The sequence below is a fragment of the Methylobacterium sp. E-066 genome (assembly GCF_022829635.1).
GTDB lineage: Bacteria > Pseudomonadota > Alphaproteobacteria > Rhizobiales > Beijerinckiaceae > Methylobacterium.
In genome coordinates this window covers 41,226-64,626 of record NZ_JAKSYO010000096.1, presented here as the reverse complement: position 1 = coordinate 64,626, position 23,401 = coordinate 41,226, and the positions used below count along the sequence as shown (strand labels likewise).

The window sequence follows — 23,401 nt, the reverse complement described above, 5'->3', positions numbered from 1 at the left end:
CTGATGCAGGTCCCGGCGGGGCTAAAAAACCGCCCGCCGGGACGCGCCCGAAGAACTACTCCGCGGCCATCGCCACCGGGGCGTCGGGGTCCTGAGCCTTGGTCAGGTAGCCGGTGACCGAGCGGGACGGCGTCAGCCAGCGCTCGGCGGCGGCCTTGAGGCGCTCCTGCGAGACCGCCTCGATATCGGTCGGCCAGCGGCGGACCTCCTCGATGGTCTCGCCGATCGCCAGCGCCGAGCCGTAGATCCGGGCGAGCGAGGACTGGCTGTCGGAGGAGTAGACAGTCTCGGCCACGAGCCGGGTCTTGGCGCGCTCGATCGCCTCGGTGCCCAAGGCCTCCGCGGGGGCGCGGCGCAGGATCTTGTCCACGGCCTCCTCCAGCGCCTCCAGGGAGACGCCCTCGGCCGGCACCGCGTAGACCGAGAACCGGGTCTCGTCGATCGCCGAGCCCATGTACCAGGCGCCGGCATTCACCGCGAGGCCGGTCTCCATGACCAGCTTGCGGTAGAGGTAGGAGGTCGAGCCGCCGCCCAGCACCTCGGCCAGCAGCTCGAGGTCGTGGCAGCCGCCGTCGCGGGCGGTGATGCAGGAGGGGGTCAGGTAGAGCCGCTGCAGGGTCGGCTGCTCGACCTTCGGGTCGGCGACCGCGACCCGGCGCAGGGCCTTGGGCTCGGGCTCGCGCGCCCGCAGACGCTCGGGCCGGGCGCCCTGGGGGGCGACGCGGCCGTAGGTCTCGTCGGCGAGACGGCGGACCTCGTCCGGGGTCACGTCGCCGGCCACCACCAGGATCGCGTTCTCGGGGGTGTAGAAGCGCTTGTAATAGGCCAGCGCGTGCTCGCGGTTCAGGCCCTCGATCTCGTGCATCCAGCCGATTATCGGGATGCCGTAGGGGTGATGCACGAACAGCGAGGCGGCCATCGCCTCGGAGAGCTGGGCGGAGGGGTCGGTCTCGACCCGCATGCGCCGCTCCTCCAGCACCACGTCGCGCTCGGGCGCGACCACGGCGTCGTCGAGGACGAGGCCGCTCATGCGGTCGGCCTCGAACGCCATCATGGTGCCGAGATGGTCGCGGGCGACCCGCTGGAAATAGGCGGTGTAGTCGTAGCTGGTGAAGGCGTTCTCCTGGCCGCCGAGGCCCGAGACGGCCTTGGAGAAGGCGCCCACCGGGTGCGTCTCGGTGCCCTTGAACATCAGGTGCTCGAGGAAGTGGGCGATGCCCGACTGGCCCAACGGATCATCGGCCGAGCCGTTGCGATACCAGATCATGTGGGTCGCGACCGGCGCCCGGTGATCGGGCACCACCACCACGTCGAGGCCGTTGTCGAGGGTGAAGGCCGTGACCTCCGGTCCGCCCGCCTCGGAGCGCCCGAACGGCGCGGCCTCGCCCCGGCCGGCGCTGCCGCCGTACGGCGAGCCCGGACGCAGCGGGAAGAGGGTGGGCGTCGCCTTCCTGAACAGGTGCATTCCGCTTTCCTTTTGCCGGCCCCGTTCCCGACGCCCCCCTTGGCGGGACGCCAGGATGGATCGGGGCCGTCCGCGTCTCCGGCCGGCAAGAGCCGTACCGGGACAGAGTTGTCATGTTGCCATGCCGGGACGCCGTTGCAACAGCGCCACAGCTTGATGGTTACTGCTGGGCGCGCTGACGCTGATAGGCCCGGGGGTCGGCCTCGTCGCGCTCGCGGCTGGCGTTGTTGATCGGGTCCCGCGACGGCGGCTGGGCCAGCTTCTTCGGGGATTGGCGGTAGCCGGTGGGCGGGTCGGTCAGGATGTCCCGGGCCGGCTCGACATCCGAGGGCTCGGCATTGGCGCTCTTGCCCTTCAGCAGGTCGAACGGGCTGAGCAGGCTGTCGTCGCGGTTGGTATCGCCCGGCTTGCGCTCGGCCTCGGTGGTGACACTCGCGCCGGCGCGCCGGCCGTTGCGGATCTCGTCCACCGACAGGGTGGCGTTGTTGTCGTCGTAGCGCCCCTGAGCCTGGCTGCCCTTGGGCAGGCGCCGCTCGGTGGCGGCGCGCTCGCGCTCGGCGATCTCGGGATCCTTCGGCCAGGCGGTGCCGGTGGAGCGGGCCCGGGGCTGGGGCAGGGCCTTGCCGTCGAGCTTGGGCGGCATCACCAGCGGCGGGCGCTCGTGATAGTCGATCGGGTCCTGGCGCTTCTCCAGGAGGCCGATGCCGGAGAGCGCGTCGCGCATGAACTCGCCGCGCTCCTGCGCCTGCGCGCCGCAGGTCAGCAGCGGCGCCAGCGCGACCGCGGCGGGGAGGATGAGACGAAGCCTGCGGTGCCCGGTCATGCTGCCTCACGGGTTCCGGCCGGGAATCCGGCGCGGGGACGGCCGCGACGCGGCCTGATCCGACGGGTCCCGGCCTGAGACCGGTTTCCGGCGATCGTATGGCGCCTTGACCGCATCGCACCAGAGGCTTGGAGCGGGCAGGGCCTATGTGTTGCAGGAATCACGGGCGCGGCGCCGATCCGTTCCGGGCGGCGTCGTTCGGCGTACTGCGTCCGGCTGGACTCAGGCTGTCGAGAATCAGGCCGATCACCCCGGCGACGATGGCCGCATCGGCGACGTTGAACACGTACCAGGACCAGCCGCCGGCATGGAGGTGGACGAAGTCGAACACCGCCCCGTAGGCGGCCCGGTCGATGGCGTTGCCGAGCGCGCCGCCGACGATCAGCCCGAGGGCGACCGCCAGCAGCCGCGAGCCGGCCCGGGTCATCCAGATGCCGAGGCCGAGGGCAGCGGCCAGCGACAGTATCACCAGGAACCAGCGCCCGGCGCCGCTTTCCTGCTGGAACAGCCCGTAGGAGACGCCGCGATTCCAGACCACCACGAAGTCGGCGAACGGCGCCAGCCGCCACGGCTGGGTCAGCACGAGGTCGGTGCCGAAATAGAGCCCGAGCTTGGAGGCCTGGTCGAGGACCAGGGTGACGAGCAAGGCCAGCAGGCCGGCGCGGGTGGGGGTCATGGGCGGAGCAGGGGGGCGGATGAACGTGCCGCTCCTTCCCAGCTTTGTGGGCAACCAAGGTCCCACATCACCCTGGGCAGGCCGCGACGCACGCTCCTCCCCCTTGCGGGGAGGAGTTGGAGGTGGGGGTCGCCCAGAAGGCACCGCCGAGTCTCATGCGGCACCACCCCCACCCCTGACCCCTCCCCGCAAGGGGGAGGGGAAAGCGCGCGGTGTCTCAGGTGCTTGCCGCCGAACCGAGTTCTCGGACTCGCCCCCCACCGGTCGACGATGTTCACACGTCGATTCCCGCAGGCGGCGACGTACCCCCTCTCCCGTGCGGGAGAGGGTTGGGGTGAGGGATCTGATTTCTCCGGAGAGGTCGCACCCCTCACCCTGTCCCTCTCCCGCACGGGAGAGGGGGCCCGCGCCCCATCCTGGGATGAGCGGGTCTGACAGGTCCGCGAACGGCGAGAGGGAGAGAAATCCCCGACAAGACTCACGCGGCGCTGGCCTCCGGGTGGGCCGTGTCCCACTCGCGCAGGGCCTGGGCGTCGCGGGGGGTGACGTCCGGAAACTCCGGGTCGCTGCCGACCGCCGGGGTGACCCGCCAGGAGCGGGCGCATTTGCGGCCCTCGGCCGGATTCGGCACCACGGCGACGCCGCGTACCTCGTCGATCCGGAACGCGTCCGCAGGGCCCTCGCCCGCCACCACCGTGATCGCGGAGGTGATGCAGGTATCGGCGAAGTCGCAGCCCTCCAGGGCGGCGAGCAGCTCCGGATCCGAGACGTAGACGGTCGGGGCCGCCTCCAGGCTCGCGCCGATCCGCTTGGCCGCGCGCTCGATCTCCAGCGCGCCGGTCACGGCCCGGCGCACCTTCCGGATTTTTTGCCAGCGCTCCGCGAGGGTGGGGTCGAGCCACGCCGCCGGCGTTTCCGGCAGGGTCTGGAGATGCACCGAGCCGTCGGCGGACGGGTAGCGGTCGAGCCAGGATTCCTCCGCCGTGAAGGCGAGCACCGGCGCCAACCAGACCACCACCCGGCGGAAGGTCTCGTCGATCACCTGCAGGGCCGCCCGGCGGGTCACCGACGAGATCGGATCGCAGTAGAGCGCGTCCTTGCGCACGTCGAAGTAGAACGACGACAGGTCGCCCGTCATGAAGCCGTTGAGCAGGGCCACGACCCGCTTGGTGTCGTAGGTCGCGTAGGCCTCGCGGATCTCGCCGTCGAGCTCGGCCAGCCGGTGCAGGATCAGCCGCTCCAGCTCCGGCATTTTTTGGAACGCGACGTCGTCGCCGGGAACGCGATGCGCCAGGGATCCCAGCATCCAGCGCAGGGAGTTCCTGAGCTTCCGGTAGGTCTCGGCAAAGGTCTTGATGATCTCCGGGCCGATCCGCAGGTCGTCGGTATAGTCCGAGGCGGCGACCCAGAGGCGCAGGATGTCGGCGCCCGAATCCTTGATGATGCTCTGCGGCGCGACGACGTTGCCCTTCGACTTCGACATCTTAAGGCCCTTGCCGTCGAGCACGAAGCCGTGGGTCAGGACGATGTCGTAGGGCGCCCGGCCGCGGGTGCCGGAGGATTCGAGCAGCGAGGACTGGAACCAGCCCCGGTGCTGGTCGGAGCCCTCCAGGTACATCACCCGGTCCTGGCCGCCGTCGCGGACGCGCCGCGCGCCGGCGAGCGCCGGGAACGCCTCCGGATCGTCCAGCACGAAGGCGTGGGTTGAACCGGAATCGAACCAGACGTCGAGGACGTCCGTGACTTTCTCGTAGGCGGCGGGGTCGTGGTCCGGGGCCAGGAAGCGCTGGGCGGCATCGTCCCGGAACCAGGCATCGGCGCCCTCTTCCTTGAAGGCGTCGCGGATCCGGGCGTTGACGGAAGCGTCCTTGAGGATCTCGCCGCTTTCCCGGTGGACGAACACGGTGATCGGCACGCCCCAGGCGCGCTGGCGCGAGACCACCCAATCCGGGCGGTTGCCGACCATGCCGGTGATGCGGTTCTTGCCCTGGGGCGGCACCCACTGGGTCTCGTCGATGCTCTGGAGCGCGACCTCCCGCAGGGACCGGTTGCCCAGGCTGTCCACCGGCCGGTCCATGGCGATGAACCATTGCGGGGTGTTGCGAAAGATCACCGGCTTCTTGGAGCGCCAGGAATGCGGGTACTGGTGGCGCAGCACGCCGCGGGCGACCAGCGCCCCGGCCTCGGTGAGCGCAGCGATGACCGCCTTGTTGGCGTCGCCCTTCTCGCCCTTGTCGGTGAGCACCCGGGTGCCCTCGAAGCCCGGCGCGGCCTTGGTCAGGGCGCCGTCCGCATCCACCGTGTAGGGGATCGCGGGGTCGATGCCGCGCTCCTGGAGCAGCCGGCCGCTGGACATCCAGAGCTCAAAGTCCTCGCGGCCGTGGCCGGGCGCCGTGTGGACGAAGCCAGTGCCGGATTCGTCGGTGACATGGTCGCCGTCGAGCATCGGCACGGCGAAGTCGTAGCCGCGGCCGTTGAGCGGATGCGCCAGGGTGAGGCCGGCCAGGGTCTCGGGGCGCACGTCGCCGATGCGCTCGAACGCCTCGACCCGGGCGGCCTTGAACACGGTGGCGGCCAGGCTGTCGGCCAGCAGGTAGGTCTGCCCGGGGGTCGCCCAGTTCTCGGCCGGAGCCTGCGTCACCCGGTAGAGCCCGTAGGCGATCTTTTTGGAATACGCGACGGCGCGGTTGCCCGGCATGGTCCAGGGGGTGGTGGTCCAGATCACCACCCGAGCGTCCGCCAGCGCCGCGTCGGCGCCGTCATCGGCTCCTTGCCGGATCGGGAACGCGACGAACACGGTATCGCTGACGTGCTCCTCGTACTCGACCTCGGCCTCGGCGAGCGCGGTCTTCTCGACCACCGACCACATCACCGGCTTGGAGCCGCGATAGAGCTGGCCGCTCATCGAGAACTTCATCAACTCGTCGGCGATCACCGCCTCGGCCGGGTAGGCCATGGTCGCGTAGGGGTGGTCCCAGTCGCCGGTGACGCCGAGGCGCTTGAACTCCTCCCGCTGCACGTCGAGCCAGTGGGCCGCAAACGTCCGGCATTCCTGCCGGAACTCGATCACCGGCACGTCGTCCTTGTTGCGGCCCTTGGCGCGGTACTGCTCCTCGATCTTCCACTCGATCGGCAGGCCGTGGCAGTCCCAGCCGGGCACGTAGTTGGCGTCGAGGCCGAGGGCGCCCTGCGAGCGCACCACCACGTCCTTCAGGATCTTGTTGAGCGCCGTGCCGATATGGATGTTGCCGTTGGCGTAGGGGGGGCCGTCGTGCAGCACGAAGCGGGGCCGGCCCGAAGCGGCGGCGCGGATCTTCCCGTAGAGGTCGATCGCGGCCCAGCGCTCGAGCAGCAGCGGCTCCCGGGTCGGCAGGCCGGCGCGCATCGGGAACTCGGTGCGCGGCAGGAACAGGGTCTTGGAATAGTCGCGGGCAGCCGCGGTCTCGGGGGTGGTCATCGGATCTCGCATCGGCGGTCGGGCCGGCGGCGTCGGGCCGGCATGGGCGGGCTAATCGGGCGGCAGACGATCCCGGACCTCCGCGCGGCCACGCCGAAGCGGGCCCTCAAGCGGAGGCCGGGCCGGTAATTCGAACGCTGCGGCCCGGGCCGCAAAGGATACGCGAAGCGTGCATCGCCCGTTCTGTATCAGCGGCCTCGGCCCGATGCCAGCGGCTGCAGCGATCCCGCGATCGGGCGCTGCGCCGAGACGGCCGGCAAGGCGGAACGACCCCCTGCCAACGGGATCGACCGGCGTTCGTATGAGACCTTTCGGCACCTGAACCGTTGGTGGGTACGACCCCCGCAACCCGAAGCGGTGCGGAACACATCGAATCACCCATCAGGAGCAGACCATGAAGAAGCTGATGATCGCGACCCTCGCCCTCGCACCCCTCGCCTTCGCGAGCGCCGCCCAGGCCCAGGGCACGGCCCGGGGCGCCCAGCGCGGCGTCGAGGATGGTTCGGCCGCCGGCGGCCCGATCGGCGGTGTCGTCGGCGGCGCCGTGGGTGCGGCCACCGGCACGGTGGGCGGCGTCCTCGGCACCGATACCGATCCGGCCCGCCGCGCCCGTGAGGACCGGCGCGAAGAGCGGCGCGAGGAGCGTCTGGACCGGCAGGAGCGCATGGGCCGCTGAGCCGGACCAGACGCGTGCGGCGTTCCGAACCGAACCCGCGCGCTCCCGCTGACGATCAGTGCGGGATCATTCCCACGGCCACGCACTGAACCCGGCCGGTCGCCTCAGGCGGCCGGCCTGTCCCGGCGGATCGTCTCCTGCGCCAGGAGATAGAGGCCGGAGCCGACCACAATCATGGCGCCGGCGACCGTCCAGCGGCTCGGCACGTCGCCGAACAGCAGGAAGCCCAGGGTCACCGACCACAGCAGCTGGGTATAGATGAACGGCGCCAGGATGTTGGCCGGCGCCCGGGCATGGGCCAGCACCAGCAGCCAGTGCCCGATCGTCCCGAACAAGGCGACCCCGATCAGCAGGGCCCAATGGGTGAGGTTGGCCGGGCTGGTCCAGATCCAGGGCAGGAGCGGGGCCATCAGCGCGAGGCCCGCGAGCCCGGTATAGAACATGGTCGTGGCGGTGGAATCGTAGGCCGCGAGCTTGCGCGTGATGATCGCGTAGAAGGCGTAGACCACGACGTTGGCCACGCAGAGCAGGGCGGCCGGGTGCATCCCGCCGAACCCGGGGCGCACGATCACCAGCACGCCGATGAAGCCGACGCCGATCGCCACCATCCGGCCCCGGGACGACCATTCGCCGAGCAGCGGCCCGGCCAGCAGCGCGACGGTGAGCGGTGCGGCGAACTGGATCGAGATCGTCTCGGCGAGTTGCAGATAGCGCAACGCCAAGAAATTCAGGGCCGTGGAGGCGAACAGCAGCAGCGAGCGCACGATCTGCAGGGTGAGCCGCCGGCTCTTCACGACGCCGGGCGTGCGCACCGGGTTGATGAACAGCGAGATCATCGCGACGCTGGCAGCGTAGCGCATGAAGGTGGTGACCAGCGGGTCGACCCCGGCCCGGGCCAGCGTCTTGGCGCTGGCGTCGAGGCTCGCGAAGAACGCGACGGCGCCGCACATCAGGGCGATGCCGACGATCCGCCGGCGGCGCGCGAGGTCGGGTGACGGGGCCGCGTGGACGGGGACCCTGTCGTTGGCGACGGATGTCGCGACCTGCGTGCTCATGCCTGCCAAATCTCGGTGGAGGCCTGGATTTCTGCCACGCTCGCGCCCGCGGCGGCACCCGCCGCTGCGCAGGGGAAGTATGCAGCCGGCACGGTTCGCCGGCGCAGCATCCGGCTCAGCGCTTGGCCGCGACCTTCTCGGCGGAAGCGGTCTTGGTCGCCGCCTTGGCGACCTTCGCCTTGGCCGGGGTCGCGCCCGCGATCAGGGCGGCGAGGTGGCCCTGGTCGAGGCCCGCGGTCGGGGCCGGCATAACAGGGGCCGGCGCGATGGCAGCCGCACTCACAGGCCGGCGCGGCTCGATGGAGCCGGTCGCGGCCGGATCGGGAAGGCTGGCGAAGGCCGCGATCGGACTGGCGGGAGTGGATTCGCGCTGCACGCGCAAGGTCCAATGGGCGGCGGTGGAGAGGGCGGCAATCCCGAGGATCGCCTTGATGCCGCCGGTGAGCAGGGCTCGCATGGTCGTCAGGCCCGAGAGAACGCGGTTACGCCGGACCGGATCCCCGGCCTCGTCGTATCATCGCGCCGGAGCGTGAACGAAGCTCCAAGCCGACCGCATCGGGCTGTCCCGGATCGGGGCAAAAGCGCCGAACCGGCCTCGGCTCTCGGATGAGGAATTCTATGTGGGCCTTGCGCCGAGCCCGCGGTTCCTGTTCCCCGCGCTCCCGACACGCCTGCAGCGACTCGGCCCACTGAGCCTCACAGGATTGGCCCAGAGAACTGGTCCGGACCACCCCGTCACTGCCGGCCCCGCTACCATGCAGGCCCGAGCGGGCTCGCGAAACCTTCAGGCGCATCAGCCGCGGGGACCGTCCGTGTAGAGGGTGGCAGCCGAGCCGGCAACAGAGCGGCGGCCGAATCGGCGCCCCCGCGGCGATCAGCGCTCCGCGGCAGCCGCGGCGAAGCGTATCAGCGCGGCGATCTCGGGCTTTCCCGCCTCGGCGGCGAGGCGCTCGTAGAGATCGGCGTAACCGGAAAAAACCTGCCGCCCGGCCGCGTCCGGCCCGAGGAAATCGGCGATCTCGCCCATCTCGGGCGCCCAGCGATAGGCCTTCGGCGCCATGTCGGGCAGGGCCTTGGCGAACCGGGCGAGCAGCGCCGGCTCGTTCTCGGCGAGTTCGTCGAGCAGCGCCGTACCGGCCCCGGCGCGCTCGGCGGCCAGGATCATGATCGCGGCGAGCGCGGTCAGCCCCTTGTTGAGGCCGGCATAGCTCATCTTGAGGCTGGAGGCCGCGCCAACGGCGCCAGGACAGACCCTCAAATCGAGGCCCAGTTCGCGCAAGATCAGGGCCGGGGCGGTGTCGGCCCCCGAGACGTAGACACGGGGCCCCTTGGTGCCGGGCTTCGGCGGCAGGCCCAGGATCGCGCCGTCGAGGAACAGCGTCGCAGTTTCAGCGACGATCGCGGCGATCCGCGCGAGGGTGTCCGGGCTGACGGCGTTGGCGTCCACATAGACCGGCTTGCGCGGCGCCGCCGCAAGAGCGGGGGCGAGGCGGCGAGCCAGAGCCTCCGCATCGGCGGGCGGCACGATCGACAGCAGGATGTCGGCGGCCACGAGGTCGGCCAGGCCGGCATCGACCAGGCCGGCCGCCGCGGCACGCGCCCGGCTCGCCGCTCCGCGCCCTTCGAGCGAAGTCAGCACCCGGGCGCCGTGCTCGACCAGCCGCGCTCCGATGGCACTGCCCATGGCGCCGGGGGCGATCACCGCGATGGTGGGCATGGGAGGCTCCGAGAATGGGCTGCTGGGACCATGGTAGCCAGCGCGCTCACGCAGTCATAGCGTGCTACGCGATCGGAGATCGCCTTTACGATCCAACGGCGCGCCGATAATCTCCTGGGCATGGCCCAACGCGCAGTGAGTCCACCCGAGCAGTCCGGGCATTGGCGCCTTCAGGACGCCAGAAGCCGGTTCGGCGAGTTGGTTCGTCGGGTCCGGAGCGATGGCCCGCAGCATGTCACGGTCCATGGGCAGGAAGCCGTCGTCGTGATCTCCGCCGAGGAGTTCCGCCGGCTTACCGGGACGGCGACGGGCCAGTCGCTGATCGATGTGCTGCAGGCCTCACCGCATCGGGATATCGATCTCGAATCCGAATCCGTGGTGATGCCGGTCCGCGACGTCGGCTTGTGACCCGCTGGCTGCTCGATACCAATGTCCTGTCTGAGCTACGACGTCCGCGCCCCGAGCAAGGGGTCTTGGCCTTCGTCGCCGCTCAACCACTGAACGCCCTCTTCGTGAGCTGCGTAACGCTCGCAGAACTCCGCTTCGGGATCGAGCGGCTCCCCGACGGAGCCCGGCGGATGGAACTGGCCGATTGGCTCTCGAACCAGCTGAGGCCGATGTTCGAGCGACGTATCCTGCCCCTCGACGAGGACGTGATCGTGCGCTGGCGGTTTCTGGTCGAAGAGGGCCGGCAACGCGGACACACGTTCTCGCAGCCGGATCTGCTGATCGCCGCGACGGCCCTGGAAGCGGGACTGACGCTGGCCACGAGGAACACCTCGGACTTCGTGCAGACCCGCGTCCCAATCTTCAACCCATGGACCGACCCGCTCCCATGAGCCCCGTAGGCGCGGGACCTACCGCAGCGAGCCGCAGAACCGCTGGATGCGCCGGCAGGCTTCCTCCAGCACGGCGTTCGAGGTGGCGTAGGAGATGCGCAGGTTCGGGCCGAGCCCGAAGGCCGAGCCGTGAACGGCCGCCACGCCCTCGGCCTGGAGCAGTTCGGTGACGAAATCTTCGTCGGTCTCGATGGTCTTACCGGCCTCGGTTGTCTTGCCGATCAGCGCTGCGCAGGACGGGTAGACGTAGAAGGCGCCCTCGGGCGTCGGGCAGGTCAAGCCGTTGGTCTGGTTGAGCATCGACACGACGAGGTCGCGCCGGCCCTGGAACGCCGCCCGGAACGTGGCGAGGTGGTCCTGCGGGCCGTCGAGGGCGGCCACCGCGGCCCATTGCGCGATCGTGCTCGCCCCGGAGGTCTGCTGGCCCTGGACGAAGTCCATCGCCTTGATCAGCTTTTCCGGCCCGGCCGCGTAGCCGATCCGCCAGCCGGTCATGGCGTAGCCCTTGGAGACGCCGTTCATGGTCAGCGTCCGCTCGATCAGCTGCGGCTCGACCTGGGCCGGGGTGACGAAGGCGAAGTCGCCGTAGGTCAGGTGCTCGTAGATGTCGTCGGTGAGGATGTGCACGTCGGGATAGCGCAGCAGCACGTCGGTGAGCGCCTTCATCTCGTCGCGCGTGTAGGCGGCCCCAGACGGGTTCGAGGGCGAGTTGAGCACGATCCACTTGGTCTTGGGCGTCAGTACCCGGTCGAGCTCTTCGGGCTGGAGCTTGAAGCCGTGCGCCATGTCGGTATCGGCGAAGACCGGCGTGCCGCCGCACAGCCCGACCATCTCGGGGTAGGACACCCAGTAGGGGCGGGGAATCACCACCTCGTCGCCGGGGTTCAGGGTGGCGAGGAACGCGTTGTAGAGCACCTGCTTGCCGCCGGTGCCGACGATGGTCTGCGAAACCTTGTAGTCGAGCCCGTTCTCGCGCTTGAACTTGCGCACGATCGCCTCGCGCAGGGGCGCGATGCCCGAGACCGGCGGGTAGCGCGTCTCGTTGCGGTGGATCGCCTCGATCGCCGCCTGCTTGATGTGGTCCGGCGTATCGAAATCCGGCTCGCCCACCGACAGGCTGATGACGTCGACGCCGGAGGCCTTCAGGTCCCGGGCCTTCTGGGTCATCACGATGGTCGCGGACGGCTTCACCCGCGAGAGGACGTCGGCGAGGAGAGCCATGGCGTTTCGATCTCCGTGAGGGGCGCGGCGGTCTCGGGCGCCCGCGATGCGGCCGGGACCCTAGGCCGACGGTGCGGTGCGGACAAGGCTGCGCGGTCAGCCGGATTTCATGCTAGTCTCGTGCCGATCCGAAGAGGCTCAGTCATGCCACCCGCCGAGACGATCAGCGTCACGCTGCCTCCCGAGACGGTCCGCACCCTGCGCGAGCGCGTGGAGGCCGGCGAATACGCCTCGCTCGGCGAGGTTTTGGAGGACGCGGTGCAGGCTTGGCAGAGCCGGCGCCGGGAAGATGCCGAGCGTCTCGACGCGATCCGCGCCCGCATCCGCCGGTCTCTGGACGATCCCAGCCCTGATCTGAGCCTCGAGGAAGTCGAGGCTCAGATGGAAGTCCTGTTCGCCCAGGCCCGGGACGATCGCCGTCGTGCGTAGGATGCCGGTCTCGCTCCGGCGCGAGGCCCGGATCGACCTCGCGGACATCTTCCGCGTCGTGCTCCAGGCCAGCCGCGACAACGACATGGCCGAAGGGTTCATCCGGCGGATCATCGCACGCTGCCGGCGCATCGGCGATGCTCCCAATGGCGGTCGTCGCCGCGACGACCTGGAACCGGGCCTGCGGCCCGTGCCGTTCGAGCGATCCGCCATCATCGCCTATCGGGTCGAGGCCAATTGGGTGATGATCACCAACGTGTTCTACGGCGGCCGGGATTTCGAGGCGCTGTACCGGAGCGACCGGCCGGACGACGAGCCGGTGCCATGACCGGGCCGACGCGGATCGTCTGGCCCTCGCACCGGCCGATCCGCACCCCTATCTCCTATCGATGACACCGCTCTCCGTCCTCGACCTCTCCTTCGTCAGCGCCGCTTCGACCCCGGCGCAGGCGCTGCACGACACGCTGGCGCTGGCGCGCCACGTCGATGGCCTCGGCTACCGCCGCTACTGGCTGGCCGAGCACCACGCCCTGCCCAACGTGGCGAGCCCGGCCCCCGAGATCATGATCGGCCAGATCGCCGCCACGACCCGAACGATAAGAGTCGGCTCGGGTGGAATCATGCTGCCGAACCACGCGCCGCTGATGGTCGCCGAGCGCTTCCGGGTGCTGGAGGCGCTGTTCCCGGGCCGGATCGATCTCGGCCTCGGGCGCGCGCCCGGCACCGACGGGCTCACCGCCCGGGCCCTGCGCCGCCGGGAGGCGCCGGGCGAGGGTGGCAACGACGACTTCTTGGACCGCCTGCAGGAATTGCTGTTCTGGGACGGCGGATTTCCCGAGGGGCATCCGTTCGGAAAAATCCAGGCGAGTCCCGCCGGGGTGCTCCTGCCGCCGATCTTCCTGCTCGGCTCGTCCGATTACAGCGCCCAGCTCGCGGGCGAGATCGGGTGCGGCTTCGGCTTCGCGCAGCACTTCTCCGGGATGCCGGCCGAGGCGCCGATGCTGGCCTATCGCCGCCTGTTCCGGCCAAGCCGCCTGAACGAGCGGCCCCACGCGATCCTGGCCGTGGCGGCGATCTGCGCTGCCACCGACGCGGAGGCCGAGCGGCTGGCCGCGAGCGCGCGCCTCGCGACCCTCCGGCGGGAGCGCGGCGAATACCGCCCGCTGCCGAGCTTGGACGAAGCGCTGGCCTACCCGTATTCCGATTCCGAGCGCGCCCAGATCGAGCGTGGCCGTGACAAGCTACATGTGGGCGGGCCGGAGACCCTGCGGGCGCGGCTCACGGACCTCGTGGCGCGGACACAGGCCGACGAGCTGATGATCGTCACGGCGATCCCCGACCAGGCGGCGCGGCACGAATCCTACACGCAGCTGGCGCAGGCCTGGGGCGCCGTCGCGGACGCAGCCTGACGGTCAGGGGTTTCCAAAGGGCAAGCCCTTTGGCGGGGTATCGGGGCGGAGCCCCGATGCAGCCGGGCTTCGCCCGCCCCCAGGGCTCCGCCCTGGACCCGCACAAGGTCCCGGACCTTGTGGATCCGGGACTTTGAACCAGCCTTAGCGGCCCAGCAGGCGGCCGAGGCGACCGAGCAGGCCGGGGGCCTTCTCGTCAGACGGTGCGGCAGAGGCCGCCGGGGCGGCTTCGCCCTTCGGAGCCAGGACCAGCCCGAGCGCCGCCGTGTCGGTGGTCTCGCGGTCGATCAGAATCAGGCTGCCGGTCTCACGGTTGTCCGCGTAGGCGTCCACCGCCACCGGGCGGTCGAGGCGCAGGGACACGTCCGCGATGTCGTTGGCGGCGAGGCGCTCGGCCGGGCCCGGATTGCCGGTCTCGGGATCGATCCGCGAGACGATCCGCTCCACCGTGGCGTTGACCGTGGCGGTGCCGATCTTGGCGAGCAGGCTCGCCCCCGGCGCCAGCTCGGTCTCGGCCGCCCAGAACAGGCGGGCCTCGAACTGCTCCGTAATCCGCAGCGGCGCGCTGGAGGCCGCGATCACCTGCCCGCGGGAGGCGTCGATCTGGTCGGCGAGCACCAGGGTCACCGATTCGTCCTCGCCGGCCTCGGGCAGGTCGCCGTCGGCGGTGTAGATCCGCGCCACCGTCGAGGTCCGGCCGGAGGGCTGGATGGTGATTGCGTCGCCGGGGCGGACCCGGCCGCTGGCGATCCGCCCGCTATAGCCGCGGAACTCGGAATTCGGCCGGTTGACCCACTGGATCGCCATGCGGAACGGGGCGTTGAGCGCCTCCGCGTGCACCGGCACGGTCTCCAGGTAATCGAGCAGGGTGCCGCCCGTGTACCAGGGGGCGGCGATGCCCGGCTCCACGACGTTGTCGCCGTTCTTGGCCGAGAGCGGGATCGCCTTGACCTCGGCGAAGTTCAGCTCCCGGGCGAAGTCGGCGAAGCCGGCGCGGATCGCGTCGAACTTGTCCTGCGACCAGCCGACCAGGTCCATCTTGTTCACCGCCAGGACCACCCGGCGGATGCCGAGCATCGAGACCAGCAGGGCGTGGCGCCGGGTCTGGCGGATCAGGCCCTGGCGGGCATCCACCAGGATCACCGCCACGTCCGCCGTCGAGGCGCCGGTGGCCATGTTGCGGGTGTACTGCTCGTGGCCGGGGGTGTCGGCGACGATGAACGAGCGCTTGTCGGTGGAGAAGAACCGATAGGCGACGTCGATGGTGATGCCCTGCTCGCGCTCGGCCTGGAGGCCGTCGACCAGCAGCGCAAGGTCGATCTCCTGCCCCTGGGTGCCGTGGCGGCGGGAATCGCGCTGGAGCGCCGAGATCTGGTCGTCGAAGATCTGCTTGGTGTCGTGCAGCAGCCGGCCGATCAGGGTCGACTTGCCGTCATCCACGGAGCCGCAGGCGATGAAGCGCAGCACGGCCTTGGTCTGGTGGGCGGCCAGGAACGCCTGATAGGTGGCGGCGCGGTCGCTGAACGCGGTGGGATCCTGGTGCACCGTCATCAGAAGTAGCCTTCCTGCTTCTTGCGCTCCATGGAGCCCGCGCCGTCCTTGTCGATCACCCGGCCCTGGCGTTCCGAGGTGCGAGCCGCCAGCGTCTCGCCGACGATCTCCGGGAGGGTCGCCGCATCGCTCTCCACCGCCCCGGTGAGCGGGTAGCAGCCCAGCGTCCGGAAGCGCACGAGGCGCTGCTGCGGGACCTCCCCCGGCTCCAGGGGCAGGCGGTCGTCGTCGACCAGGATCAGCTGGCCGTCGCGCTCGACCACCGGGCGCTCGGCGGCGAAGTAGAGCGGCACGATCGGGATCTTTTCCTGCTCGATGTAGAGCCAGATATCGAGCTCGGTCCAGTTCGAGAGCGGGAACACCCGCAGGGACTCGCCGCGCTTCTTCTTGAGGTTGTAGAGGTGCCAGGGCTCCGCGCGCTGGCGCTTGGGATCCCAGCGATGCTGCGCGGTGCGCAAGCTGATGATCCGCTCCTTGGCGCGGCTCGCCTCCTCGTCCCGGCGGGCGCCGCCGAAGGCCGCGTCGAACTTGTACTTGTCGAGCGCCTGGCGGAGCGCCTGGGTCTTCATCACGTCGGTATGGACCTCGGAGCCGTGGCTCACCGGCCCGACGCCGCGGGCGAGCCCGTCCGGGTTGGTGTGGACCAGGAGGTCGAGGCCGAGTTCCTTCACCCGGGCGTCGCGGAAGGCGATCATCTCGCGGAACTTCCACGTGGTGTCGACGTGGAGCAGCGGGAACGGCAGGGTGCCGGGCGCGAACGCCTTCAGGGCCAGGTGCAGCAGCACCGAGGAATCCTTGCCGATCGAGTAGAGCATCACCGGATTCTCGGCCTCGGCGACCGTCTCCCGGAAGATGTGGATGCTCTCGGCCTCGAGCCGCTTCAGATGGCTGAGGCGGTCGGCGGAGGCGGGGGCGCCCGGCGTCACGGCGGCGGCAAGGGCTGCGCTCATCGGGCGAACTCCGGCTGGCGGGTCTTCACGTCTGGGTTGCTCTCGAAGATCGCGGGCTCCTGGCCCGGCTGAACCGACGCGGAGGGCTGCCCGACATGCAGGCCGCACTCCTTCTTCTCTTCCTGCTCCCACCACCAGCGTCCGGCGCGCTCCGGCTCGCCGAGCTTCACGGCGCGGGTGCAGGGGGCGCAGCCGATCGACGGGAAGCCGCGATCGTGCAGCACGTTGTAGGGGATGAAATTCTCGCGCACGAAGCTGTCGACCTGCGCCCGGGACCAGTCGGCCAGGGGGTTGAGCTTGATCAGGTCGCGCTCGGCGTCGAAAACAGCCAGCGGCGTCTCGGCGCGGTTGGCCGACTGGCCGGCGCGCAGGCCGGTGAGCCAGCCGCTGGCGCCGTCGAGGGCGCGGCCGAGCGGCTCGACCTTGCGGAATCCGCAGCAGGCCTGCCGGGCCGCCACCGAGCGCCGGAAGCCGTTGATGCCCTCCTCGCGCACGAACGCCTCCACGGCCACCCGCTCCGGCGCGTAAGCCCCGATCCGGATGCCGTAGGCCGATTCGGTCTCGGCCCAGGTGTCGTAGGCCTCCGGGAACAGCCGGCCGGTATCGAGGGTGACGATCTCGACGCGGCCTTTCGCCAGCCCGGCCATCGCCAGCCCGTGGGTCAGCGCCTGGTCCTCGACGCCGAGGCTCGTGGTGAACACGAGGCGGCCCGGGATCTCGGCGGCGATCAGATGGAGGCGGCCTGGCAGGTCGAGCCCCGGCAGCCGCCCGGCGAGGGATTCGGCCAGCGTTCGGTCCGGACGGGTCATCGCGACATGTCCTGAGGTTGGATCGTGGGAAAGGGCGCGGATCGCGCCGCACCCAGTTGTCGAAGGGTGGAAATGTTCGCTATAACGAACGAAGTCAAGGCGGCGCGGGTTGCTTGTCGAGCATATCCGGGCGGCCTGGCGTGCGGTGGCGCACCCTGTTCCTCCGCACCCGAGACCCCGCACGACAAAAGATTCTTCTCGGCGGCCCTCAGAAACGCCTAAACTCCCCGCGCGCGGCCCAGCGTGGAAGGATCCCACGGAGACGACTTTGGACGCCATCGATCTGAAGATTCTCGCCTTGCTGCAGGCGGACGCGACCCTCTCCATCGCGGCGATCGGCGAGCGCGTCGGCCTGTCTCAGACCCCGTGCTGGAAGCGCATCCAGAAGCTGGAGGCGGACGGGGTGATCGACCGGCGGGTGGCGGTGCTCGATCCGGTCAAGCTCGGCCTCGGGCTCACCGTGTTCGTCTCCATCGAGACCGCGGACCACTCCCAGGAGTGGCTGCAGCGCTTCGCCGCGACGATTTCGGCCATGCCCGAGGTGCTGGAATTCTACCGGATGGCGGGGGATGTGGATTACATGCTGCGCGTCGTCGTCGCCGACATGCAGGCCTATGACAGTTTCTATAAGCAGCTTATCGCGGTGCTGCCGTTGAAGAACGTCACCTCGCGATTTGCCATGGAGAAGGTGAAATCCACCACCGCCCTGCCGCTGCCCGCGCCACCGAAAACCGGGCGTCATCTCCCTGGAACAGCGCCGATCCTCGCCGTTGTAGGGGAATGATCTTCTCTTTTATTGCGGCGCAACGAATGCAATATCCTAGTTCAGACGCGTTCTGCAAAAAGAACGTTTCCGATTGACACCGGCCCCGTAGGCCCCGACATGGTCCCCTGATGGCACGCCAGAATCTCCTTCCGCGCACCGCCCCGTTCGGCGACGGCGAGCGCGCCAGCCTCGATGCCGTGCTCGGCAGCGCGACCCCCGTGCAGCGCGCGTGGCTGGCCGGCTTTCTGGCGGGCCTCGATGCCGCCGGCGGCCAGCCGGCTGCGGCTCCGTCCGCTCCGCCCAAGGCCGCCGAGCCGCTGACCATCGTCTATGCCAGCGAATCGGGGAATTCCGAGGCGCTGGCCGGCAACGTCGCCAAGCTGGCACGCAAGCAGGGCTTCAAGCCCAAGGTCGTGGATTTCTCCGATCTCGACGTCGCGACCCTGCCCAAGGCCGGCAAGCTCATCGCCATCGCGGCGACCTGGGGCGAGGGCGAGCCGCCGGCCCGGGCCGTGCGGGCCTATGGCGAGCTGATGGGGGAGGTCGCCCCGCGCATCGACGGCGTGGACTTCGCCGTCCTGGCGCTGGGCGACACGTCCTACGTGGAGTTCTGCGCCATCGGTAAGGCGCTCGACGCGCGCCTCGAGGCGCTGGGCGGCAAGCGCGCGGCCGAGCGCGCCGACCTCGACCTCGATTTCGAGAAGCCGGCCGCCGACTGGATCAAGAACACCCTCAAGGCCCTCGCCCCGGCCGAGACGCCCGACAACGTCGTGGCGGTGGATTTCGCCCGCGCCGCCCCGGGCGAGGACGACGAGGCCGAGCCGAGCCGCGAGCCGCTCGTGGTCGAGGTCGTCGAGCACGTGAACCTCAACTCCTCGCGCTCGGACAAGGAGACGATCCACCTGGCGCTGGCCTTCGAGGACGGGGCACCCGCCTACGAGCCCGGCGATTCGCTGGAAATCTTTCCCGAGAACGATCCGCAGCTGGTGGATGAGATCCTGAACGCCGCGGGGCTGTCGGGCGACGAGAGCCTGCGCAAGGCGCTGCTGGCCGAGCGCGACATCACCACCCTCTCGGCCGCCACGATCGAGCGATTCGTCAAGGCGACCGGCCACGCGGACGCGCAGAAGCTGATCGACAGCGGCGAGGCCAAGGCCTGGATCGAGGGCCGGCACCTGATCGACCTGCTCGCGACCTTCCCGGCGACGCTGACCGCCGAGCACCTCAACACCATCACCCGGCCGCTGCCGCCCCGGGCCTACTCGATCGCGTCCTCGCGCAAGGAGGTGGGCGACGAGGTCCACCTCGCCATCGTGGCGGTGCGCTACGAGACCCATGGCCGCGCCCGCTCGGGCGTCGCCTCGGTCCACGTCGCCGACCGGATCCGGGACGGCGCCAAGCTGCGGGTGCGGCTGAAGCCGAACCGGCATTTCCGCCTGCCGCAGGATCCGGCCACCGACATCATCATGGTCGGCCCCGGCACCGGCGTCGCGCCGTTCCGCGCCTTCGTGCAGGAGCGCCGCGCCATCGAGGCGCCCGGACGTTCCTGGCTGTTCTTCGGCGACCGGCACTTCCTGCACGACTTCCTGTACCAGCTCGAATGGCAGGAGGCCCTGGAGGACAAGTCGCTGACGAAGATCGACGTCGCCTTCTCCCGGGACCAGCCGGAGAAGATCTACGTGCAGAACCGCATCACCCACAACGCGCAGGAGCTGGTCTCCTGGCTGGAGGGCGGCGCCTATTTCTACGTCTGCGGCGATGCCAAGAACATGGCCAAGGACGTGCGCGCCGCGGTGGTGCGGGCCTACGAGATCGCCAAATCCCTGAGCCCGGCCGACGCCGAGGCGCAGGTTGCGGCCCTGGAGCGCAGCCACCGCTACCAGCAGGACGTCTACTAGAGCGTATGCCGCCGGAGCACGGGTAGGTCTGGGTTTCCAAAGGGCGTGTCGTCCTTTGGCGGGTTGTCAGGGCAGAGCCCTGACGGAGCGGGGCCTAGCCCCACCGCAGGGCTCCGCCCTGCACCCGCAAAAGGTCTCGGACCTTTTGAATCCGGAATTTGGGACGATCCCGCCCATATCGGGGGCGGGGCCGTAGTCGAGACTTTGGAAGTGATCTCATGGACGACCACAGCCCCCGCGACGACGCCGATGCCCAGGCCCTGGCTCCGACCCCGGCGCCGCGCGTCTACGAGACCCCGCCCAAGGAGCGGCCGATCACCGATGCCGAGGCGGCCCGCGCGGCCAACCTCGCGGCCAACGAGCACATCAAGATCGCCAGCGGCTATCTCCGCGGCGGCCTCGCCGATGGCCTGCTGAAGCACGCCACCGGGGCGATCTCCGAGGATGACGGGCAGCTCGTGAAGTTCCACGGGATGTACATGCAGGACGACCGCGACCTGCGCCCGGAGCGGACCAAGAAGAAGCTCGACAAAGCCTACAGCTTCATGATCCGCCTGCGCATCGCCGGCGGCGTGATCAGCCCGAAGCAGTGGCTGGCGCTGGACGACATCGCGGTCACCTATGCGGGCAGCGCCCTGCGGGCGACCACGCGCCAGACCTTCCAGTATCACGGCGTGATCAAGTCGAACCTCAAGCGCACGATGTCGGCCATCGACGCGGCCCTGCTCGACACGATCGCGGCCTGCGGCGACGTGAACCGCAACGTCATGGCGGCGACCAACCCCGCCCAGGTCGGCGCCCACAAGGCCGCCCACACCCTCGCCAAGGACATCTCGGACAGCCTGCTGCCGAAGACCAGCGCTTGGCGGGAGATCTGGCTCGACGGCGAACGCGTGGTCGGCGGCGAGGAGGAGGCGGAGATCGAGCCGGTCTACGGCCGCACCTACCTGCCGCGGAAGTTCAAGGTCGTGGTGGCGGTGCCGCCCTCGAACGAGGTCGACATCTTCGCCCACGATCTCGGCTTCATCGCCATCCTGGACAAGAAGAACCAGGTGACCGGCTGGAACGTCACGGTGGGCGGCGGCATGGGCATGACCCATGGCGAGCCCGAGACCTTCCCGCGCACCGCCGACGTGATGGGCTTCGTGAAGCCCGAGGACGCCATCAAGGTCGCCGAGGCCGTGATGACCGTCCAGCGCGACTGGGGCAACCGCAAGAACCGCAAGAACGCCCGGCTCAAGTACACGATCGAGCGCTACGGCCTGGCCGCCTTCCGGGCCGAGGTGGAGGCGCGGATCGGCAAGAAGCTCGGCGAGCCGAAGCCCTTCACCTTCACCAACAACGGCGATCGCTTCGGCTGGACCGAGGGCGATGACGGGCGCCACCACCTGACGCTCTACGTCCCCTCCGGCCGGATCAAGGATTACGAGGACGGCCCGCAATTCCTCACCGGCCTGCGCAAGATCGCGCAGGTGCACGAGGGCGATTTCCGCCTCACCGCCAACCAGAACGTGATCATCGCCAACGTGCCGGCGGAGAAGCGCGCCGCGATCGAAGCGCTGGTCGACCAGTACGGCATCACCAAGGGCGCGGGGGCGCTGCGGCGCAACTCCATCGCCTGCGTGGCGCTGCCGACCTGCGGCCTCGCGCTCGCCGAGAGCGAGCGCTACCTGCCGAGCCTGATGACCGAGCTGGAAGAGAGCCTGGCCCATCACGGGCTCGCCGAGGAGGAGATCACGATCCGCTCCACCGGCTGCCCGAACGGCTGCGCCCGCCCGTTCATCGCCGAGATCGGCCTCGTCGGCCGCGGCCCCGAGCGCTACCACCTCTATCTCGGCGCGGCCTTCGACGGCTCGCGGCTGGGCAAGCTCTACAAGGAGGATGTCGCGGCGTCCGACATCCGCGACACGCTGGAGCCGCTCTTCGCCGACTTTGCCAAGGGCCGGAAGCCCGGCGAGCATTTCGGCGACTACCTGATCCGGGCCGGCCACGTCGCCCGAACGGTGAACGGCCCGGATTTCCACGACCGGACCGGCGCCCTCAAGCCGGCCGGGCACGCCTGACCGCCAGATCCCGGAGGCCGAGGCATCGCCCTCGGCCCCGGAAGAATGGTCTATTTTTTGAATCAGCCGGATAGCCTCGAGCGCGGAGGTGGGGCCAATCTCGTGCGCCTGCGCTCTGCGCCGGCAGGATACGGGCTGCTTGTCGACACAAGCCCGAGAGCGTCCTTGACGCCGACCTAAGCCGGCTGCGGCCCGTCACAGGGCTTCCGGCCGACCGCCTCGATCAGCGTCACCGTCATCACCAGCGCAGCGAAGTGACCCAGGGTAGCGCGACACGGTTGCGTGTGGCGCCCCATCGGGCTGCGTCGCTGCACGCGCTGTCGCGGGACGGCGACGAAGCAATCATTCGGAAACCATATCGCGCCAGGGGCCGCCCTTTCCCGCCCATGAGAACGAACGTTCATTGACTTGAGAATGAACGTTCATTACGAGGGAGGGGCAAGCAGGAGTGAGCCATGGCTCTGTCGCTCGAAGGCCGCTGGTTCGATCTCGATCAGGACAGTTTCGATCCGTCCGGAACGGGTCCGGCGCGGGTCCTGGCCATGGTTCGGGCTTTCTGCACGCCATCGAACTTCACCTTCGCCGCCGTGCTGATCCTCGCCTGGATGGCGCTGATCAGCTGGACCGGGGCGGGCCCGAAGGGCTGGCAGGCGCGGATCTGCGCGGATCTCAGCCAGACCGCCCAGGCCTGCGCGGCCACCATCCCCGCCAAGGATCAGAGCCGCGTCGCCGCGGTGGCGCAGTTCGCCCCGTGAGTGTGCCGGCAAGCGTCGGGCCGGCCGCGCGGCGCGAGCACATCCTTGATTCCGCCGAGGCTTGCTTCGTGCGCAACGGCTTCCACCGCGCCACCATGCAGGACCTTGCCCGCGAGGCCGGGATGAGCCCGGGCAATTTCTACCGCTACTTCGAGTCCAAGGAGGCCCTGGTCGTCGGGCTGGTGGAGCGTGAGCGGGAGCGCGGCGCCCAGCTCGTCGAAGAGATGGAGCGCAGCGGCGACCGGCGCGGCGCGTTGCTCGACATCATCGCCCGGTACTTCGTGTCGATCACCCGCGCGGCCGCGGTGCTGCGCATGGAGATCTGGTCGGAGGCGACCCGCAACCCGGCCATCGCCGCGCTGACCGCGCGGACCGAGGCGGAGACCCGGGACTGGTTCGTGGCGACCTTCTCGGCGCTGGCGACCAGCCCGGATTGCGATCCGGACCGCCTTTACGCCCTGCTCGCCCCGCTGATGAAGGGGATCGTGGTCGGCCGCGCGATCCTGCCCGATTACGACCCGGGCCCCGCGGTGGCCCAGCTCCACGCCCTGCTGGAGACCGGGCTCGACGGCCGCCTGCCGCGCACCGCCCGCGTCGGGCCGCGGATCACCACGCTCGCGTGAGCGCCCGAACCCGTTGGCGACACCAGCGGGCTCGACCCAGAGTTCCCCGTGATCGCGCGTCGGGCAACCGCGCGTGATAGGCCGGCCGGCCTGCAATCCCCCCCTCTCGCAGGCCGGCCGGTCGCATTCAGCGACGCAATCCGGGATTGCCCGCCACCGACACGACGCGAGCCCGCCCCTGATTCGAACCGTCCCGCAGATGCAGAGCGTGATCCCGAT

Annotated in this window: 22 protein-coding genes; 11 read left to right on the top strand and 11 right to left on the bottom strand. The window is 70.0% G+C overall.

The features are described from left to right. Nucleotides 1-55: 55 nt before the first annotated feature. From MKL20_RS13235 to ileS, 4 genes are all read right to left on the bottom strand, one after another. Nucleotides 56-1,465, bottom strand: a complete 1,410-nt coding sequence (locus MKL20_RS13235) for a M16 family metallopeptidase (RefSeq protein WP_244037048.1) — start codon at nucleotides 1,463-1,465, stop codon at nucleotides 56-58. A 160-nt stretch (nucleotides 1,466-1,625) separates the two neighbouring features. Further along, nucleotides 1,626-2,288 carry a hypothetical protein gene (locus tag MKL20_RS13230; protein WP_243972000.1) on the bottom strand — a complete coding sequence of 221 codons (663 nt, stop codon included), beginning with the start codon at nucleotides 2,286-2,288 and terminating at the stop codon, nucleotides 1,626-1,628. 160 nt (nucleotides 2,289-2,448) lie between these two features. After that, nucleotides 2,449-2,964, bottom strand: coding sequence for a signal peptidase II (lspA, locus tag MKL20_RS13225; protein WP_244037047.1), 516 nt, complete (start codon nucleotides 2,962-2,964; stop codon nucleotides 2,449-2,451). 478 nt (nucleotides 2,965-3,442) lie between these two features. Further along, entirely contained in the window at nucleotides 3,443-6,421 is a 2,979-nt protein-coding gene (ileS, locus tag MKL20_RS13220; RefSeq protein ID WP_244037046.1) for an isoleucine--tRNA ligase, read from the bottom strand. 394 nt (nucleotides 6,422-6,815) lie between these two features. Here ileS and MKL20_RS13215 point away from each other — a divergent pair, with 394 nt between their 5' ends. After that, nucleotides 6,816-7,097, top strand: coding sequence for a hypothetical protein (locus tag MKL20_RS13215; protein WP_243972007.1), 282 nt, complete (start codon nucleotides 6,816-6,818; stop codon nucleotides 7,095-7,097). Between the two features lie 104 nt (nucleotides 7,098-7,201). Here MKL20_RS13215 and MKL20_RS13210 read toward each other — a convergent pair whose 3' ends face one another. The 3 genes from MKL20_RS13210 to MKL20_RS13200 form a co-directional block, all read right to left on the bottom strand. Further along, the gene (locus MKL20_RS13210; RefSeq protein ID WP_244037045.1) at nucleotides 7,202-8,152 is read right to left on the bottom strand and encodes a DMT family transporter; all 951 of its coding nucleotides are present in this window, start codon (nucleotides 8,150-8,152) and stop codon (nucleotides 7,202-7,204) included. Between the two features lie 115 nt (nucleotides 8,153-8,267). Continuing rightward, nucleotides 8,268-8,609, bottom strand: a complete 342-nt coding sequence (locus MKL20_RS13205; RefSeq protein WP_244037044.1) for a hypothetical protein — start codon at nucleotides 8,607-8,609, stop codon at nucleotides 8,268-8,270. A gap of 417 nt (nucleotides 8,610-9,026) precedes the next feature. After that, nucleotides 9,027-9,869 (bottom strand): NAD(P)-dependent oxidoreductase, encoded by an 843-nt coding sequence (locus MKL20_RS13200; protein ID WP_244037043.1) that lies wholly within the window; start codon nucleotides 9,867-9,869, stop codon nucleotides 9,027-9,029. Nucleotides 9,870-9,989: 120 nt separating this feature from the next. Between MKL20_RS13200 and MKL20_RS13195 the strand changes: the two genes are divergently transcribed. Together MKL20_RS13195 and MKL20_RS13190 are read left to right on the top strand one after the other, a co-directional pair. Next, nucleotides 9,990-10,277, top strand: coding sequence for a type II toxin-antitoxin system Phd/YefM family antitoxin (locus tag MKL20_RS13195; protein ID WP_244037042.1), 288 nt, complete (start codon nucleotides 9,990-9,992; stop codon nucleotides 10,275-10,277). Further along, complete coding sequence (locus MKL20_RS13190; protein WP_243972017.1) at nucleotides 10,274-10,708, top strand: type II toxin-antitoxin system VapC family toxin; 435 nt, start codon at nucleotides 10,274-10,276, stop codon at nucleotides 10,706-10,708. Before MKL20_RS13195 ends, MKL20_RS13190 begins: the two co-directional genes overlap by 4 nt. A gap of 18 nt (nucleotides 10,709-10,726) precedes the next feature. Here MKL20_RS13190 and MKL20_RS13185 read toward each other — a convergent pair whose 3' ends face one another. Beyond that, entirely contained in the window at nucleotides 10,727-11,929 is a 1,203-nt protein-coding gene (locus MKL20_RS13185) for a pyridoxal phosphate-dependent aminotransferase (RefSeq protein ID WP_244037041.1), read from the bottom strand. 144 nt (nucleotides 11,930-12,073) lie between these two features. On the opposite strand from MKL20_RS13185, the gene MKL20_RS13180 reads away from it, so the two are divergent. The 3 genes from MKL20_RS13180 (at nucleotide 12,074) to MKL20_RS13170 (ending at nucleotide 13,767) form a co-directional block, all read left to right on the top strand. Beyond that, nucleotides 12,074-12,358 (top strand): type II toxin-antitoxin system ParD family antitoxin, encoded by a 285-nt coding sequence (locus MKL20_RS13180; protein WP_244037040.1) that lies wholly within the window; start codon nucleotides 12,074-12,076, stop codon nucleotides 12,356-12,358. After that, nucleotides 12,351-12,686 (top strand): type II toxin-antitoxin system RelE/ParE family toxin, encoded by a 336-nt coding sequence (locus MKL20_RS13175; RefSeq protein WP_244037039.1) that lies wholly within the window; start codon nucleotides 12,351-12,353, stop codon nucleotides 12,684-12,686. Before MKL20_RS13180 ends, MKL20_RS13175 begins: the two co-directional genes overlap by 8 nt. Before the next feature lie 61 nt (nucleotides 12,687-12,747). Further along, nucleotides 12,748-13,767 (top strand): LLM class flavin-dependent oxidoreductase, encoded by a 1,020-nt coding sequence (locus tag MKL20_RS13170; RefSeq protein WP_244037038.1) that lies wholly within the window; start codon nucleotides 12,748-12,750, stop codon nucleotides 13,765-13,767. Nucleotides 13,768-13,911: 144 nt separating this feature from the next. On the opposite strand, the gene cysN is transcribed toward MKL20_RS13170, so the two are convergent. From cysN to MKL20_RS13155, 3 genes are read right to left on the bottom strand one after another with little or no spacing between them, the layout of a single operon-like run. Then, nucleotides 13,912-15,318: a sulfate adenylyltransferase subunit CysN gene (cysN, locus tag MKL20_RS13165; protein WP_244037037.1), complete on the bottom strand. Its 1,407-nt coding sequence runs from the start codon at nucleotides 15,316-15,318 to the stop codon at nucleotides 13,912-13,914. Next, complete coding sequence (gene cysD / locus MKL20_RS13160) at nucleotides 15,318-16,268, bottom strand: sulfate adenylyltransferase subunit CysD (RefSeq protein WP_244037036.1); 951 nt, start codon at nucleotides 16,266-16,268, stop codon at nucleotides 15,318-15,320. Before cysD ends, cysN begins: the two co-directional genes overlap by 1 nt. Next, nucleotides 16,265-17,077, bottom strand: a complete 813-nt coding sequence (locus MKL20_RS13155) for a phosphoadenylyl-sulfate reductase (RefSeq protein WP_244037035.1) — start codon at nucleotides 17,075-17,077, stop codon at nucleotides 16,265-16,267. Before MKL20_RS13155 ends, cysD begins: the two co-directional genes overlap by 4 nt. Nucleotides 17,078-17,345: 268 nt before the next feature. On the opposite strand from MKL20_RS13155, the gene MKL20_RS13150 reads away from it, so the two are divergent. The 5 genes from MKL20_RS13150 (at nucleotide 17,346) to MKL20_RS13130 (ending at nucleotide 23,182) form a co-directional block, all read left to right on the top strand. Next, nucleotides 17,346-17,861, top strand: a complete 516-nt coding sequence (locus MKL20_RS13150) for an Lrp/AsnC family transcriptional regulator (protein ID WP_243972032.1) — start codon at nucleotides 17,346-17,348, stop codon at nucleotides 17,859-17,861. Nucleotides 17,862-17,971: 110 nt separating this feature from the next. Continuing rightward, complete coding sequence (locus MKL20_RS13145) at nucleotides 17,972-19,741, top strand: sulfite reductase flavoprotein subunit alpha (protein WP_244037034.1); 1,770 nt, start codon at nucleotides 17,972-17,974, stop codon at nucleotides 19,739-19,741. Nucleotides 19,742-19,959: 218 nt separating this feature from the next. Continuing rightward, nucleotides 19,960-21,804 carry an NADPH-dependent assimilatory sulfite reductase hemoprotein subunit gene (locus MKL20_RS13140; RefSeq protein WP_244037033.1) on the top strand — a complete coding sequence of 615 codons (1,845 nt, stop codon included), beginning with the start codon at nucleotides 19,960-19,962 and terminating at the stop codon, nucleotides 21,802-21,804. Between the two features lie 455 nt (nucleotides 21,805-22,259). Next, entirely contained in the window at nucleotides 22,260-22,559 is a 300-nt protein-coding gene (locus MKL20_RS13135; protein WP_244037032.1) for a hypothetical protein, read from the top strand. Further along, on the top strand, nucleotides 22,556-23,182 hold the full coding sequence (locus MKL20_RS13130; protein ID WP_244037031.1) for a TetR/AcrR family transcriptional regulator: 627 nt from the start codon (nucleotides 22,556-22,558) through the stop codon (nucleotides 23,180-23,182). The genes MKL20_RS13135 and MKL20_RS13130 overlap by 4 nt, the downstream gene beginning before the upstream one ends. Nucleotides 23,183-23,401: the final 219 nt, after the last annotated feature.

Bases quoted from the DNA above. Each gene is read 5' to 3' on its own strand.
- MKL20_RS13145 (WP_244037034.1), top strand. From the start codon at position 17,972: ATGGCACGCCAGAATCTCCTTCCGCGCACCGCCCCGTTCGGCGACGGC.
- lspA (WP_244037047.1), bottom strand. From the start codon at position 2,964: ATGACCCCCACCCGCGCCGGCCTGCTGGCCTTGCTCGTCACCCTGGTC.
- MKL20_RS13200 (WP_244037043.1), bottom strand. From the start codon at position 9,869: ATGCCCACCATCGCGGTGATCGCCCCCGGCGCCATGGGCAGTGCCATC.
- cysD (WP_244037036.1), bottom strand. From the start codon at position 16,268: ATGAGCGCAGCCCTTGCCGCCGCCGTGACGCCGGGCGCCCCCGCCTCC.
- MKL20_RS13180 (WP_244037040.1), top strand. From the start codon at position 12,074: ATGCCACCCGCCGAGACGATCAGCGTCACGCTGCCTCCCGAGACGGTC.
- MKL20_RS13170 (WP_244037038.1), top strand. From the start codon at position 12,748: ATGACACCGCTCTCCGTCCTCGACCTCTCCTTCGTCAGCGCCGCTTCG.
- MKL20_RS13185 (WP_244037041.1), bottom strand. From the start codon at position 11,929: ATGGCTCTCCTCGCCGACGTCCTCTCGCGGGTGAAGCCGTCCGCGACC.
- MKL20_RS13195 (WP_244037042.1), top strand. From the start codon at position 9,990: ATGGCCCAACGCGCAGTGAGTCCACCCGAGCAGTCCGGGCATTGGCGC.
- MKL20_RS13215 (WP_243972007.1), top strand. From the start codon at position 6,816: ATGAAGAAGCTGATGATCGCGACCCTCGCCCTCGCACCCCTCGCCTTC.
- MKL20_RS13235 (WP_244037048.1), bottom strand. From the start codon at position 1,465: ATGCACCTGTTCAGGAAGGCGACGCCCACCCTCTTCCCGCTGCGTCCG.
- MKL20_RS13140 (WP_244037033.1), top strand. From the start codon at position 19,960: ATGGACGACCACAGCCCCCGCGACGACGCCGATGCCCAGGCCCTGGCT.
- MKL20_RS13205 (WP_244037044.1), bottom strand. From the start codon at position 8,609: ATGCGAGCCCTGCTCACCGGCGGCATCAAGGCGATCCTCGGGATTGCC.
- cysN (WP_244037037.1), bottom strand. From the start codon at position 15,318: ATGACGGTGCACCAGGATCCCACCGCGTTCAGCGACCGCGCCGCCACC.
- MKL20_RS13155 (WP_244037035.1), bottom strand. From the start codon at position 17,077: ATGACCCGTCCGGACCGAACGCTGGCCGAATCCCTCGCCGGGCGGCTG.
- MKL20_RS13135 (WP_244037032.1), top strand. From the start codon at position 22,260: ATGGCTCTGTCGCTCGAAGGCCGCTGGTTCGATCTCGATCAGGACAGT.
- ileS (WP_244037046.1), bottom strand. From the start codon at position 6,421: ATGACCACCCCCGAGACCGCGGCTGCCCGCGACTATTCCAAGACCCTG.
- MKL20_RS13210 (WP_244037045.1), bottom strand. From the start codon at position 8,152: ATGAGCACGCAGGTCGCGACATCCGTCGCCAACGACAGGGTCCCCGTC.
- MKL20_RS13230 (WP_243972000.1), bottom strand. From the start codon at position 2,288: ATGACCGGGCACCGCAGGCTTCGTCTCATCCTCCCCGCCGCGGTCGCG.